This is a genomic window from Amycolatopsis sp. cmx-4-83 (assembly GCF_046548815.1).
GTDB lineage: Bacteria > Actinomycetota > Actinomycetes > Mycobacteriales > Pseudonocardiaceae > Amycolatopsis > Amycolatopsis pretoriensis_A.
On the sequence record NZ_JAEBEF010000014.1, the window covers coordinates 72,128 to 85,585 of the forward strand.

At 71.8% G+C, this 13,458-nt stretch carries 14 protein-coding genes; 5 read left to right on the forward strand and 9 right to left on the reverse strand.

Annotation, left to right across the window (positions count from 1 at the left end):
- Positions 1 to 57: 57 nt before the first annotated feature.
- The gene (locus ACLJQM_RS37715; protein ID WP_410635102.1) at positions 58 to 1,311 is read right to left on the reverse strand and encodes a serine hydrolase domain-containing protein; all 1,254 of its coding nucleotides are present in this window, start codon (positions 1,309 to 1,311) and stop codon (positions 58 to 60) included.
- An 828-nt stretch (positions 1,312 to 2,139) separates the two neighbouring features.
- Between ACLJQM_RS37715 and ACLJQM_RS37720 the strand changes: the two genes are divergently transcribed.
- On the forward strand, positions 2,140 to 2,745 hold the full coding sequence (locus tag ACLJQM_RS37720) for a MarR family winged helix-turn-helix transcriptional regulator (RefSeq protein WP_410635103.1): 606 nt from the start codon (positions 2,140 to 2,142) through the stop codon (positions 2,743 to 2,745).
- Here ACLJQM_RS37720 and ACLJQM_RS37725 read toward each other — a convergent pair.
- Positions 2,742 to 4,760 (reverse strand): hypothetical protein, encoded by a 2,019-nt coding sequence (locus ACLJQM_RS37725; RefSeq protein WP_410635105.1) that lies wholly within the window; start codon positions 4,758 to 4,760, stop codon positions 2,742 to 2,744. The two genes, ACLJQM_RS37720 and ACLJQM_RS37725, sit on opposite strands and share 4 nt — an antisense overlap.
- A gap of 4 nt (positions 4,761 to 4,764) precedes the next feature.
- Positions 4,765 to 4,896: a hypothetical protein gene (locus ACLJQM_RS37730; RefSeq protein WP_281506280.1), complete on the reverse strand. Its 132-nt coding sequence runs from the start codon at positions 4,894 to 4,896 to the stop codon at positions 4,765 to 4,767.
- Positions 4,897 to 5,053: 157 nt separating this feature from the next.
- Between ACLJQM_RS37730 and ACLJQM_RS37735 the strand changes: the two genes are divergently transcribed.
- Positions 5,054 to 5,608 (forward strand): DUF4230 domain-containing protein, encoded by a 555-nt coding sequence (locus ACLJQM_RS37735; protein ID WP_410635106.1) that lies wholly within the window; start codon positions 5,054 to 5,056, stop codon positions 5,606 to 5,608.
- Positions 5,609 to 5,691: 83 nt separating this feature from the next.
- Positions 5,692 to 6,264, forward strand: coding sequence for a VOC family protein (locus ACLJQM_RS37740; protein ID WP_410635108.1), 573 nt, complete (start codon positions 5,692 to 5,694; stop codon positions 6,262 to 6,264).
- A gap of 102 nt (positions 6,265 to 6,366) precedes the next feature.
- Here ACLJQM_RS37740 and ACLJQM_RS37745 read toward each other — a convergent pair whose 3' ends face one another.
- Positions 6,367 to 6,717 carry a UBP-type zinc finger domain-containing protein gene (locus ACLJQM_RS37745; RefSeq protein WP_247022785.1) on the reverse strand — a complete coding sequence of 117 codons (351 nt, stop codon included), beginning with the start codon at positions 6,715 to 6,717 and terminating at the stop codon, positions 6,367 to 6,369.
- Positions 6,718 to 6,901: 184 nt separating this feature from the next.
- On the opposite strand from ACLJQM_RS37745, the gene eno reads away from it, so the two are divergent.
- Positions 6,902 to 8,185, forward strand: a complete 1,284-nt coding sequence (eno, locus tag ACLJQM_RS37750) for a phosphopyruvate hydratase (protein ID WP_247022784.1) — start codon at positions 6,902 to 6,904, stop codon at positions 8,183 to 8,185.
- Here the strand turns inward: eno and ACLJQM_RS37755 are convergent.
- The gene (locus ACLJQM_RS37755; RefSeq protein ID WP_247022783.1) at positions 8,169 to 8,477 is read right to left on the reverse strand and encodes an EthD family reductase; all 309 of its coding nucleotides are present in this window, start codon (positions 8,475 to 8,477) and stop codon (positions 8,169 to 8,171) included. The two genes, eno and ACLJQM_RS37755, sit on opposite strands and share 17 nt — an antisense overlap.
- A gap of 165 nt (positions 8,478 to 8,642) precedes the next feature.
- On the opposite strand from ACLJQM_RS37755, the gene ACLJQM_RS37760 reads away from it, so the two are divergent.
- Complete coding sequence (locus ACLJQM_RS37760; RefSeq protein WP_410635110.1) at positions 8,643 to 9,278, forward strand: YczE/YyaS/YitT family protein; 636 nt, start codon at positions 8,643 to 8,645, stop codon at positions 9,276 to 9,278.
- On the opposite strand, the gene ACLJQM_RS37765 is transcribed toward ACLJQM_RS37760, so the two are convergent.
- The 4 genes from ACLJQM_RS37765 to ACLJQM_RS37780 are packed head-to-tail and all read right to left on the reverse strand — an operon-like array spanning position 9,227 to position 13,392.
- Positions 9,227 to 9,997: a gamma-glutamyl-gamma-aminobutyrate hydrolase family protein gene (locus ACLJQM_RS37765; protein ID WP_410635112.1), complete on the reverse strand. Its 771-nt coding sequence runs from the start codon at positions 9,995 to 9,997 to the stop codon at positions 9,227 to 9,229. The genes ACLJQM_RS37760 and ACLJQM_RS37765 overlap by 52 nt on opposite strands.
- Entirely contained in the window at positions 9,994 to 11,331 is a 1,338-nt protein-coding gene (locus tag ACLJQM_RS37770; protein WP_247022780.1) for an O-acetylhomoserine aminocarboxypropyltransferase/cysteine synthase family protein, read from the reverse strand. The genes ACLJQM_RS37765 and ACLJQM_RS37770 overlap by 4 nt, the downstream gene beginning before the upstream one ends.
- Positions 11,318 to 12,376: a fatty acid desaturase gene (locus tag ACLJQM_RS37775; RefSeq protein WP_410635115.1), complete on the reverse strand. Its 1,059-nt coding sequence runs from the start codon at positions 12,374 to 12,376 to the stop codon at positions 11,318 to 11,320. The genes ACLJQM_RS37770 and ACLJQM_RS37775 overlap by 14 nt, the downstream gene beginning before the upstream one ends.
- Positions 12,377 to 12,390: 14 nt before the next feature.
- Complete coding sequence (locus ACLJQM_RS37780) at positions 12,391 to 13,392, reverse strand: aldo/keto reductase family protein (RefSeq protein WP_410635116.1); 1,002 nt, start codon at positions 13,390 to 13,392, stop codon at positions 12,391 to 12,393.
- Positions 13,393 to 13,458 lie beyond the last annotated feature (66 nt).

Here is a 13,458-nt window from a genome sequence, read left to right on the forward strand (position 1 = left end):
CCGGGCGCAGGCTGAGGAGCCCGCCGGCACGGCGGGCCCGGGGAGGGGGAGTTCCGGTCAGCAGCGCCGCGCGAGGCGGCCACCGATTTCGACCGCGGTCGAAGCGCCGGGCGCGCCGCGGAAGCGGCCGCACGGGGTGGCGCGGCCGGTCGCGGGGTCGCGGACGGTGAAGCTGCCGTCGTCGTGCAGGACGAGGCCGGGATAGACCTCGCCGTCGACGACGAGCGCGGCACCCGCGCCGTCGGCGCGGACGGTGTAGTCGATGGCACCGTTGCGGTAGGTGCCGAAGTCGCCGTCCGGGACCGGGACGGGTCGCGCGCCGGGCTTGCCGAAGCGCTGTTCGGGCAGGTCGAAGCCCAGCTCACGCAGGTCGCCGGCGACCTCGTGCCACATGTCCGTGCCGGCCGCGCCGTTCGCGGTGAAGGCGACCACGCACGCGCCCGCCTGGTCGATGCGCAGGTGGCAGGACGTGCCGTCGGCGGTGCCGTCGTGGCCCAGCCAGACGTCGTCGCCCGTGCCGAAGTGGGCGATGCCCAGGCCCCAGCCGTCGGCGAGCCCGAACGGGTCGGCCTCCGGGACGAGCCGGTGCATGTCGGCCGCGGTCACGACGTCGAGCAGCCCCGGCTTGCCCAGGTGGATCCGGCCGAGTTCGACCAGGTCACGCGCGCTGAGCGCCAGCGCCCCGGCGGGCTCCAGCATCGGCGGCAGCACCTGCTCGACCGGCCGCGCCCCGGCCGGACCGGCGGCCCGCCCGTGGCCGGAGACGCCGCGCGCGCTCCCGGCGTAGACCGGCTCGATCTTCGACGGCCGCAGCACGATCGCCTCGACGGCCTCCCGCCAGGTCATCCCGGTCACGGCTTCGATCACGGCCCCGACCAGCGCGTATCCGAGGTTCGAGTAGGAGAAGGCGCTGCCCGGCGGGCAGACGGGGACCGCCTCGCGCACCTCTCTCAGGCAGCCCGCGGTGGGGTCGGCGGGGTCGGACGGGAGCCCGCTGGTGTGGCTGAGCAGCCGGCGCGGGGTGAGCGCGCCGGACAGGCCGGCCACGCCGAGGACGTCGGCGACGGGCTGATCCAGCTCGAGGTCGTCGTCCGCCACGAGGGCCATCACCACCGTGGCCGTGGCCACCTTGGTGACCGAGCCGGTCGGCACCGCGGAGTCTTCGGTCATCGGCGTGCCCCGGTCCTGGTCCTCGACACCGGTCTGGACCACCACCCGCTCGCCGTCCCGCAGCACCGCGAGCTGCGCCCCCGGCACCCGGTGCCGTCGAGCGGCGCGCCCCAGCACCGCGTGCAGCTGTTGCGCCGTCACCCGTCGTCTGTCCGAGGCGTTTCGACCGTCTCGCACGGATTGCATGACCCGACCCTCCGATATCACAAGAAAAGCTCGCCCACAATGAATGACCAAGACCACAGCCGTCCCGCGCAATCCCCGCCAGCGCATCTCGCGGAACCGCTGGAATTAATACGCTGCCTGTTTGCCGGTGATCGTCAGTACCGCCAATCGTGGGATCCCAACCTGCGATCGGGCCGGTTCGGAGCTACCCAACGTAGCAACCACAACGACGGCATTCCACGAGTTGAGCAGCCATTTACCCGACGGTTTCCGGCACTTGCGGACACGTCGAACAACGGCGGGCAGCGGCGAATCGCCGTACCACCCCGCCAGCTGGTTCAGTCAGCCGTTCCGGGGCCGCTGAAGCCTGTTACCCGGCCCCACAAGGGGTCAAACAACGGATCTCGCGGTACTTTTGCGGCCCGGGATCGGGGTGGTCGCGCAGGCCCGTCAACTGCGGAAACGCGATTCTCGATCTTCCCGGCGTCAATTACCGGTGAGTCAACCAGCACGGCCGGACGCACGTGCACCGTATCGTGCACCCCGCTACCGTCTTTATTTCACATAATTCGCAGTGTTCCCACGGCCTGGGAAACAGGACAGGGAGCAGATCACCCGATTGGACCGTAACGAAATTGGGCGAGGAATTCGGAGGGTCACCGGCCGTTTTCGCGCCTCCCGCCGTTCACCAAACGCACTCGGAGCGACCCCCTCGGCGCCGCCGGAAACGGCTGACCTGCACGGCAGGTGCCGGCCGGGCCGCGGGTACGATACCGCTAGGACTCCTACCCGAAGGGGAACCGCATGACGGGTCTCGACGGCACCGCCGACCTCGACCGCAGGCTGGCCGACGCCCTCGAACGGCTGGGCAACGGCCTGCGTTCGCTGGCCCAGCGGACCGCGCGCGGGCACGGGTTGTCGCCGCTGCAGCAGCAGGCGGTCCTCGCGCTGGCCCGGCAGCCGCAAGGCCGGCGCGAGGTGGCGGCGCTGGCCAAGGAGTCCGACGTCACCACCCCGACCATGGTCGACGCGATCGCCGCGCTGGAGCGCAAAGGGCTGGTCAGCCGCGCCCCCACCAGCGACGGCCGCCGCCGGGTGCTGTCACTGACCGAGGCGGGCGACGCGATCGCCCGCGAACTGTCCACTTGGGACGATCCGCTGACGACGGCGCTGGCCGGCGTCCCGGTGGCGGAGCGCGCCGCCACCCTGCAGACGGTGCTCGACGTCATCGGCGGCCTGCAGCGCTCCGGCGTGCTGGCCGCGATGCGGACGTGCACGACGTGCCGGTTCTTCGGCCGGGACGAGCACCCCGACCCCGCGGTACCCCACCACTGCCACCTGCTGCGGACCCCGCTCCCCCGGACCGCCCTGCGCACCGACTGCCCGGAGCACGAGCCGGCCGCGGGCTAGGGACGCACCGGAAGTTCCCACGGGGCCGCTGTGGTGCCGCCGGGTTCGATCCCGTACCGGCGCAGCTGCTCCGCCTCGTCCGTGCGGCCGGCCCGGTCCAGGAGGTCGGTCAGCAGTTTCATCCAGTGCGGCTCGGCCGGCCGGACCATCCCCTGGCCCCCGCCCTCTTCGAGTTTCACGCGCAAGCGCGCCTCGGCCTCCGCGGGGCGGCCGAGGCGCTCCGACAAGGCTGCCAGGTGCTTGGCCGCCAGCCGGTGACCCTTGCTCGTCTGGATCAGCAACGGCTCCTCGGCCTCTTCGAGCCGGCCCAGGTCAGCCAGTGCGTCCGCCAGCAACGGCACCGCGAGCAGGCTGAGTTCGGCACTGCGCCGGAACCAGCCGGCCGCCTCGTCGATCTCTTTTCTTTCCCGGAGCATTTCCCCGAGGTACCACATCGCCGCGGGATCGCCGGCCTCCGCGTGGGCGCGAAGGAGCGTTTCGGCTTCGTGGTCGAGGCCGCGGCGACGCAGCCGGACCGACAGCATGGACACCGCGAGCGGCTGGGTCTCGGCGAGCCGCCGCAGCAGGGCGAGGGCTTCGTCGTCGCGGCCCTCGTCCTCGCGCAGCCGGAACAGCTGCCACACGGCGTCGTGCGGATCCGGCTCGACCGCAGGTTCGCCGCCGCTGTTCAGCAGCAGGTCGAGAGGCAGCGGGGGGCGGTCCAGATCGCCGGTGCGCTGCGTCCACGCGTGCGCCTCCGCCGTGGCACCGCGCAACTCCAGGAGGAAGGCGAGCAGGCGCATCGCGGGCACGTCCCCGGCCTCGGCCGCGGGCACGGCGTACCGCGCGGCCAGCCGGTACAACCCCCGCTGCAGGGCCGCGGTGGCCAGCCGCGAGCGGTCGTCGGCCGCGGTGACGTGCTCGGCCAGCGCGTTCCACAGACCGGCCGGCGGCCGCTCACCCTCCCGGGCGTCGCGGGCGTGGTGGTCCAGGAAGTCGTGCAGGACGTAGCCGTCCGGCGGTCCCAGCCCCGGGGCGCTCCGCGTCGGGGTCAGGGCGGCGATGCCGTGGTGCTGCCGGGTCGCGCCCGCCAGCGCGTCGGCGAACCAGTCGCCGGTGACGACGCGATCCCGCTCGTCGAGGTAGTCCGCCGCGGCCACGCGCAGGACGTCGGCGCTGATCGCGCTCTCGTGACCCAGCCGCCGCGCGTCCATCGCCACGGTGACGACCGCGTGCGTCCGCGGGCCGTGCAGGCCGTCGACGTAGTGGCGGAGCAGCTGCGGTCCGCCGGAAAGCACCTGGGTGACCGCCGCCCCGGCGGTGCGCACGGCCAGCGCCAGCCGCGGGTCGAGACCGGCGCACCGGGTCAGTTCCGCTTGCGCGCCGGCGAAGCTGTCGGCGATCCGCACCATCCGCACCTGCGGCAGATCGAGCAACGCCCGCACCGCCGGTGAGTCCACAGTGGACAAAGCAGCCCAGTGCGCGGTCCAGACGTCGCCGACCACCAGCACCGGCCCCGGCCCGCCCAGGACGTCAGCGAGCCCTTCCGCGACCGCGGGCCCGTGCGGCAGGTCGAAGAACCGCCGCTGCAGATCGGGCAGCCACACCACCCGCCGCGGCGGAAGACCGCGAGCCAGCAGTTCCACCAGCTGCCGCGGCCCGCTCGGCCGCACGACGGGCCACTCCCCCAGCTGCGCCACGGCCCGCACGGCTTCGTAGGCGGCGCGCGTCTTCCCGGCCGCCGAACCTCCGACGAGCACGACCATCGAACTCGACCCGGCCGCATCCCGCAGCAGCCCGCGAATCTCGTCATCGTGCGGCCGGACGACGTAACACGGCGGTTCGGCGGAGGCCGCGGGATCCAGCGTGATGGCTTCGTGCACGCCGAGCTCCCGCGCGGACCACCCGGAGATAGGCCGCTCGACCAAGGGCGACGCCGGCGGGAACGGGTGGACGTGGACGTCACCGTGGATGTCCCGCGCCTGCACAACGGGCCCGTACGCGGTGCCGACCTCGTTCGAGACCCCCTCGGTCATCGCCTCAACGTACCTGCACCACCACCGGTCCGGCGGGCTCACCGAGCTTCGTGCCCTTCCGGTAGCCCCCGAAGATCAAGCCGAGGAGCACGATGACGAGGGCGATCGCCAGAACCCACAGCCACAACTTGCGCACGACCACAACGTACCCCCGGAACCGGTTCGTCAAGCGCTCGCTTGGGTAATCCTCCGGCATGGGTGCATGGGGCAAGCGGCTCGTCGGAATCGCCGTCGCTATCGTGGTTCTCGCCGTCGCGGCGCTCGTCGGATCGGCCGTTCACCTGTTACCCCAATTGCGCAATCCGTTCGCGACGCAGACCGAAGAGCACTCCGGTCCGGTGCTGCTGCAGTCGATCGTCGAGCTCTCGCGCTACGAAGCCGCCAGCGGGTCGTTCCAGGTGGTCGTCGACATCACGACCAGCTCGGTGCTGCCCAGTTTCCTCGTGGGCAGCGACACGATGTTCATCGGCGTCGGCACGGACAACGCCTACGTGGACTTCTCCGGGCTGAAGGGCGACGCGGTCCAGGTCTCCGACGACCGCCTGTCCGCCACGGTCACCCTGGCGCACGCCCAGCTGGAGCCGGCGACGCTGGACGTGCACGAGTCGCACGTCTACGCGCAGCAGCAGGGCCTGTTCACCCGCGTCAACGAGTTCCTCAGCGGCAACCCGAACTCGCAGCAGGCGCTCTACGAGCTCGCCCAGAAGCAGATCCAGGCCGCGGCCGCGAAGAGCACGCTGATCGCCGACGCGGAGCGGAACACGAAGGCGATGCTGACGGGCCTGCTGCAGTCGCTCGGCTTCAAGAACATCACGGTGAACTACGCCGACAACCCCCGCGGGGGCTGAGGTACCGGGGGCGAACGGACCCGCGCGGGACGACACTGGGGAGCCGCGGCGAACCGGCCGTCACCCCCGAAGGAGTTCCGCTCATGGACATGAAGCTTGAAGTCGTGGTCCTGCCCGTCACCGACGTCGACCGGACCAAGCAGTTCTACCAGAGCCTCGGCTGGCGCGAAGACGCCGACATCGACTTCGGCGCTTCCCGGATCGTTCAGCTGACCCCGCCGGGATCGAGCACGTCGGTGCACTTCGGCACCGGCATCACCGATGCCACCCCCGGCGGCGTGCGCAACACCTACCTGGTGGTCACCGACGTCGAAGCCGCCCGCGCCGAGCTCGCCGGGCACGGGGTCGCGGTCAGCGAGGTCTTCCACCGCGACGCCTCCGGCGCCTTCGCCCCGGGCATCCACCCCGACCGCGGCACGTACTCGTCGTTCGCCTCGTTCAGCGACCCCGACGGCAACACGTGGCTGCTGCAGGAGATCACCGACCGCTTCCCGGGCCGGGTCGACGGCGTGGCGTACGGCTCCGCCGAGGACCTCGAGCGCGCCCTGCGCGAAGCCGCCGCGGCGCACGGCGAGCACGAGAAGGAGACCGGGGAGTACGACGAGCAATGGCCGGCCTGGTACGCGCGGTACATGGCGGACCACCAGGGCGCCTGAGCCGCGGGGCGCCGGGTCTCGAGCGGTTCCGGGTTCGGCCGCGCGGCAGCCCGGCCGAGACCCGCCCGTCGAGCCCGCGGCGCACTCCGCGGGCCATCCCCCTCAGCGGTGCAGGTGCTGGGGCCAGTCCTCCGGCAGCCGCTCGGCCGGGCCCGGGGCCGACTGGGTCAAGGGGTGGTGTTCCGGGGCCGCCAGCGTGGGGCCGGACTCGTACATCGTCTCTTCCTCGTAGTCCCAGAACCACTCCTCGCCCGGCTCGAAGCTACGGACGATCCGGTGGCCCGAGGCCGCCGCGTGGGCGCTCGCGTGCTGGCCCGGTGAGGAGTCGCAGCAGCCGATGCGGCCGCATTCCGCGCACCGGCGGAGGTGGAACCACCAGCCCTGCGGGTCCGCGGCGTCGCAGTCCGCGCAGCCCGGGCCACTGGGCGGCACCGCGGGGTCTACTCCTTGCATGCGAACTCCTCTGCTGAGCATTGCTGGCAGACCCGACTCTAATCCGAACGCCGGGGGCTGCCGAATCGGCCGACCGGTCGCCGCGGAAAGTTCGGGATCGATTCAGAGATTTCTGCTAGCCTCGCCCCTGTCTCGCGGCTCACCGTGGCGCCGCCCCCGTTAGGCGAACTCACCGAGGAGCGCAATGACTGCCATCGTCCGGGTCAAGGGCCGCGAAGTTCTGGACAGCCGCGGCAACCCGACCGTCGAGGTCGACGTCGAGCTGGCGGACGGGTCGCTCGGGCGGGCCGCGGTACCCTCGGGCGCCTCCACCGGGACCCGGGAAGCGGTCGAGCTGCGTGACGGGGACAAGGCGCGCTTCCACGGCAAAGGCGTGCGCAAGGCCGTCGACGCCGTCAACACCGAGATCGCCGAAGCGGTCGTGGGCCTGGACGCCGAAGCGCAGGCCGAGGTCGACCGGGCGCTGATCGCGCTGGACGGCACCGCGAACAAGGCACGCCTCGGCGCGAACGCCACGCTGGGTGTTTCGCTCGCCGTGGTCAAGGCGGCCGCGGCCGCCAGTTCCCTGCCGCTCTACCGGTACGCCGGCGGCGTGTTCGCCCACCTGCTGCCGATGCCGATGATGAACATCATCAACGGCGGCGCGCACGCGGACAACCCGATCGACTTCCAGGAGTTCATGATCGGCCCGATCGGCGCGCCGACGTTCGCCGAGGCCGTGCGGATGGGCTCCGAGGTGTTCCACACGCTGCGCAAGTCACTGCACGACGCCGGGCACAGCACCAACGTCGGCGACGAAGGCGGGTTCGCGCCCAACCTCAGCTCCGCCGACGAGGCGCTCGAGTTCGTGCTGCGCGCGATCGAACAGTCCGGCTACACCCCCGGCGAGGACATCGCCCTGCTGCTCGACCCGGCCGCGTCGGAGTTCTACACCGGCGAGGTCTACGACTACACCGGCGAGGGCCGCAAGCGCAGCGTCGAGGAGCACGTCGCCTACCTCGCCGACCTGACCGCCCGCTACCCCATCGTCTCGATCGAAGACGGCCTCGCCCAAGACGACTACGACGGCTGGAAGCAGCTCACCGACACCATCGGCGACCGCGTGCAGCTCGTCGGCGACGACGTCTTCTGCACCAACGTGAACCTGCTGAACGACGGCATCGAGCGCGGCATCGGGAACTCGATCCTGGTCAAGGTCAACCAGATCGGCACCCTCACCGAGACGCTGACCACGGTGGAAACCGCGCACAAGGCGGGCTACTCCGTGGTCATGTCCCACCGCTCCGGCGAAACCGAGGACACCACGATCGCCGACCTCGCCGTCGCCACCAATTGCGGCCAGATCAAGACCGGCTCGCTGTCGCGCGCCGACCGCACCGCCAAGTACAACCAGCTCATCCGCATCGAGGAGGAGCTCGGTTCGGAGGCGCGCTACGCCGGCGCGAGCACGATCAGCGGCCGCCGCTGAGCGGGTAGTGGATCATCTCCACGCCGCCGGTGGCGTAGTGGGGGACATCGGCGGCCACGGCCTTGCCCGCTTCGGAACCCAGCGCGGTCGCCATCGTCTCCGCTGACTCGAAGTCGGCGTGGAACACGGCGAAGTACTTCCGCTCCCCCGCCAGGGAGGCCACGTCGAAGGAGTACTCCGAGTGCAGGAGGCCGGGCAGCTTCGCGGCCAGCGGCAGGTGGGTGCCGGCGTAGTACTCCCGGAAGTGGGCTTCGTCGGCGGGCGGCGGGTAGAGCACGGTGAGCCGGTGCATCGGTTCCCTTTCGGAGGTGGTCCCCTCCACCCTGGCACAACCCGGCCCGCGGTGCGCCGCGGGCCGGGTGTCCGGTGTGGACGGTCGAGCGCCCGCCGCCCGGCCGGCGGGCCCCGCCGCCGTTACCCTGGCAGGGCGAAGTGCCGGCGAACGGGGGGAGCACGCGTGCGGGTGGCCGAACTGGTGCAGTCACCGCTGGTGCCACCCGGGCGGCCGGTCCGGCGGGTGTCCCAGCTGCTCTCCGGGCTGGTGCTCTACGGCTTCAGCGACGCGATGGTGGTCGCCGCCGGGCTCGGGGTCGAGCCGTGGGACGCGCTCGCGCAGGGGCTGACCCGCACGGCCGGGCTCAGCATCGGCGTCTGGACCAACCTGATCGGCGCCGCCGTGCTGCTGCTGTGGATCCCGCTGAAGCAGAAGCCGGGGCTGGGCACGCTGTGCAACGTCCTGCTCGTCGGCACCTCGACGGACCTCGCGCTGGCGGTGCTGCCGCCGTTCGGCCAGCTGTGGCTACGCTGGGTCGTGCTGATCGCCGGCATCGTGCTCAACGGGTTCGCCACCGGCTGCTACATCGGCGCGCAGGCGGGCCCGGGCCCGCGGGACGGGCTGATGACCGGGCTCGCCCGGCGCGGGCACCCGATCTGGGCGGTGCGCTGGGGCATCGAGATCGCGGTGCTGGTGATCGGGTTCGCGCTCGGCGCCACCGTGGGCATCGGGACCCTGCTGTACGCCTGCGCGATCGGGCCGCTCGCTCAGCTGTTCATGCCGATGCTGGACATGGGACGGGGCAAGGGAACGCACTGAGCACGCTGCCCGGCGGCGAGCCGGGCCGCCACGCCGAACCCGTGGAAGATCGCGGTGGAGACCGGGTCCGTCTCGGCGTACCACTCCGGGTGCCACTGCACCGCGAGGCAGAACCCGTCGCCCGCCGAGGCGGCCTCGACCACGCCGTCCGCGGCCACCGCCTCCACCCGCAGGTCCGGCGCGACCCGGTCGATCGCCTGGTGGTGCAGCGAGTTGACCGGCACGCGCGCATAGCCGAGCAGCTGCCGCAGCACGCCGCCTTCGGTGAGGTCGACGTCGTGCGCGGGCAGGTACTGCCGGTCGCGGGGCTGGGAAAGGTCCTCGCGGTGCTCGTCGCCGGGCAGGTCGCGCAACGTGCCGCCCAGTGCCACGTTCAGCTCCTGCAGCCCGCGGCAGATCCCCAGCACCGGCACCCCCGCCCGCAGCGCGGCCGGCAGCACCCGCAGCGCGAGTTCGTCGCGGGCCGGATCGACGGGCCCGTCCTGGGGCGGACCGCCGTAGCGGGCGGCCTGGACGTCGGTCTCGTGCCCGCCGAAGACGACGCCGTCGAACCGGCCGAGCAGCTCCGCCAGGTCCGGGGCCGGACCACCGACGACGGCCACCGAGCAGCCGGAAACCCGTTCCAGCGCCCGGACGTAGACCTCGCGCACCGCGAGGTGCGGCACCACGCCGATCGGTTCGGCCGACGCGGCGAGCGCGACCAGCGGCCGGGCGCTCACCGGGCCCCCGCCAGCGCGCGGGTGAGGTCTTCGAGCAGGTCGTCCGGGTGCTCCAGGCCCAGCGAAAGCCGGATCGAGCCGGGGGTGACGCCCGCCGCCAGCTGGTCGGCTTCGGGCAGCTGGGCGTGGGTGGTGGACGCCGGGTGCGTGGCCATCGACCGGACGTCGCCGATGTTGGTCACGTGCGCGAAGAGGCGGAGCGCTTCGATGAACCGGCGGCCGGCCGCCTGCCCGCCGGTGAGCTCGAACTGCACCAGCGGGCCGCCGTTGCCGCCGAGGTAGCGCCGCAGCAGTTCCTCCTGCTCGCCGCCGGCCAGGGTCGGGTGGCTGACCGAGGCCACCGCCGGGTGCGCGTCGAGGAACTTCGCCACCGCGGCCGCGTTCTCACCGTGCGCGCGCATCCGCAGCGGAAGCGTTTCGATGCCCTGGATCAGCAGGAAGGCGTTGAACGGGCTCAGGCACGCCCCGAGGTCGCGCAGCAGCGTTTCCCGCGCTTTGAGCAGGTACGGGCTGCGGCCCAGCGCGCTGTCGAGCCCGGCGCCGGTCTCGGTCCACACCGCGCCGCCGTGCGCCGGGTCGGGCTCGGTCAGCAGCGGGTGCCGCGCGGCGTGGCGGGTCCAGTCGAAGGTGCCGCCGTCCACGATGAGCCCGCCCAGGGCGCTGCCGTGGCCGCCGATGTACTTCGTCGCCGAATAGACGAGGATGTTCGCGCCGAAGTCCAGCGGGTTGCAGACCATCGGCAGCAGCGTGTTGTCCAGCACCAGCGGCACTTCCGCCTGTTCGGCGAGCCCGGCGACGTCTTCGATCGGGAAGATGCGCAGCTTCGGGTTGGGCAGCGTCTCGCCGAAGTAGGCGCGGGTGCGCTCGTCGGTGGCGGCGGCGAAGTTCTTCGGGTCTTCCGGGCTGACGAACCGGGTCTCGACGCCGAACCGCCTGAAGGTGTTGGCCAGCAGGTTCCACGTTCCGCCGTAGAGCTCGTCGGAGCTGACGATGTTGTCCCCGGCCTGGCAGAGGTTCAGCAGGGCCACCGTGGTCGCGGCCTGCCCGGTGGAGACGGCCAGCGCGGCCGGGGCGCCGTCGACCGCGGCGATCCGCGCTTCCAGCACGTCGCAGGTGGGGTTGTTGAGGCGGGTGTAGGCGTGCCCGTCCTCGCTCAGCTCGAAGATGCCCGCGGCCGCACCGGTGTCGGGCAGCTCGTAGGCCGCGGTCTGGAAGATGGGCGTGATCACCGGCGCGGTCGGGCCGGCGCGCAGCTCGGCGCCCGCGTGCATCACGGCGGACTCGGCCCGCCGGAACTGCTTAGGCGTGCTGGCGGGGCGTTCAGTGACCGGCATGGGACAGCTCCCTCGGTTCGGACATGGACGTGACGATCGCGCTGACGGCGCTGGGCTGGCCCTGCGGACCGCGGGTGAACAGCCCGCCCAGCACGGCGTCGACCGCGGCGTAGTCCGGATCGGCCAGCCGCACCCGCCTCGCCTTGCCGAGGTTCCAGAACGGCGTGCGCGGATCGAGGTGGTGTTCCAGGTGGTAGTTGTCGTTGTGGATGCCGGTGAGGAACTTCTCCCAGCCGCGGCTCTTGCGGTTGCGCGTCATGTGCAGGTCCACCCGCGCGTCGCGGACGAGCGGCGTGTGCTCGGAGAGTTCGATGTACCAGCCCAGGATCTGGAAGCTGGTCAGGTACGGCACGAACCAGAACAGCAGCAGTTCGATCGTCCACCCCTGCGACCAGCACACGTCGGCGACGGCGGCCCAGAACAGCCAGAACCCGGCGCGGTCGAACGCCCGCTTGGGACCGCGGACCGCTTGCGGCGCCTCCGGGCCGCGGCCCTCGCGCAGCACGCGGTACCGGTTGCGGACGAGGTAGCGCAGGTAGGCCCAGGTCTGCGTGCCGAACAGCGGCATCAGCACCACCCGGCGCACGTAGGTCCGCGGCGAGGCGGCCCGGTAGGCGCCCTGCTCGATGAAGAACCGCAGGTCCGGGTCGCGGTCCGGGTCGCCGAGCCGCGGGTGGTGGGTGAACACGTGCGAAACCTTGTAGGCGTAGTGCTGCTGGAAGATCGGGTACGCGGTGAGCACGGTGCCGAGCAGCATCCGCACCCGGTGGTCGGCGGCCCCGACGCCGTGGGCGCAATCGTGCAGGATCGTGGACAGCCCCCGCTGCCGGGCGCCGATGACCAGCACCGCGAGCGGGTAGCACCACCACGAAACCGCGACGCACAGCCACACGCAGGCCGCGATCCACACGACGTCCTCGAGCCAGGCGAGCCCGGCGTGCCAGTTGTCGCTGCGGTTGAGAAGTTTCATCCGGGCCCGCACTTCCGCGGGGAAGCGGTGCATCCGGTACCGCTTCCCGTCGTAGGCCCACTCGGTGTCCGGCACGGGTCCTCCCTGGGTCAGACGAGGGCCGTCAGCGGCACGCCGATGAACGTCGGGTCGAAGCGGCTGACGCCGTCGAGCAGCTCGTCGATCTTCTGCATCACGGCGTCGTCGAGCACGACGTCCACGGCCTTGAGGTTGTCCGTGAGCTGCTCGGGGCGCGAGGCGCCGGTGATGGCGGTGGCGACGTTGGGGTTCTGCAGCACCCACGCGAGGGCCAGCTGCGCCATGGTCAGGCCGAGCTGCTCGGCGACCGGGCGCAGTTCCTGCACGCGGCGCAGCACGTCGTCCTGCAGCCAGCGGACCATGTAGCTGCTTCCTTCGCCGTCCGTGGCGCGGGAACCGGCCGGCGGCTGCTTGCCCGGCAGGTACTTCCCGGTCAGCACGCCCTGCGCCATCGGGGACCAGACGAGCTGGCCCATGCCCTCCCGCTCGCAGGCCGGGATGACCTGGCTCTCGATGACCCGCCACAGCATCGAATACTGGTTCTGGCTGCCGATCAGCGGGATCCGCAGCTCGCGGGCCAGCGCGGCGGCGCGGGTGATCTGCTCGGCGGTCCACTCCGAGACGCCGACGTAGAGGATCTTGCCCTGGCGCACCAGATCGGCGAAGGCCAGCATGGTCTCCTCCAGTTCGACCGTGGGGTCGAACTGGTGGGCCTGGTAGAGGTCGAGGTAGTCGGTCCCGAGGCGGCGCAGGGAACCGTCCGCGGACTCCATGATGTGCTTGCGGCCCAGGCCCTGGTCGTTGGGGCCGCCGGGGCCGGTCGGCCAGTAGACCTTGGTGCAGATCTCCAGGCTCTCCCGGCGGAGGCCGGACAGGGCGCGGCCCAGCACCTCTTCGGCGCGGGTGTTGGCGTACATGTCGGCGGTGTCGAACGTGGTGATGCCGGCGTCCAGCGCGGCTTCCACGCATTTCCGGGCTTGATCCTCCGCCACTTGCGAACCGTGGGTGATCCAATTGCCGTAGGAAATCCTGCTCACGGAGAGGCCGCTGCGGCCGAGTCGTCGATGTTCCATGCCTCAAGACACTCCAAGCAAATTTCCGCGTAGTCAACGTTTAAAGCCGCGGACGAAGGGGCCGCG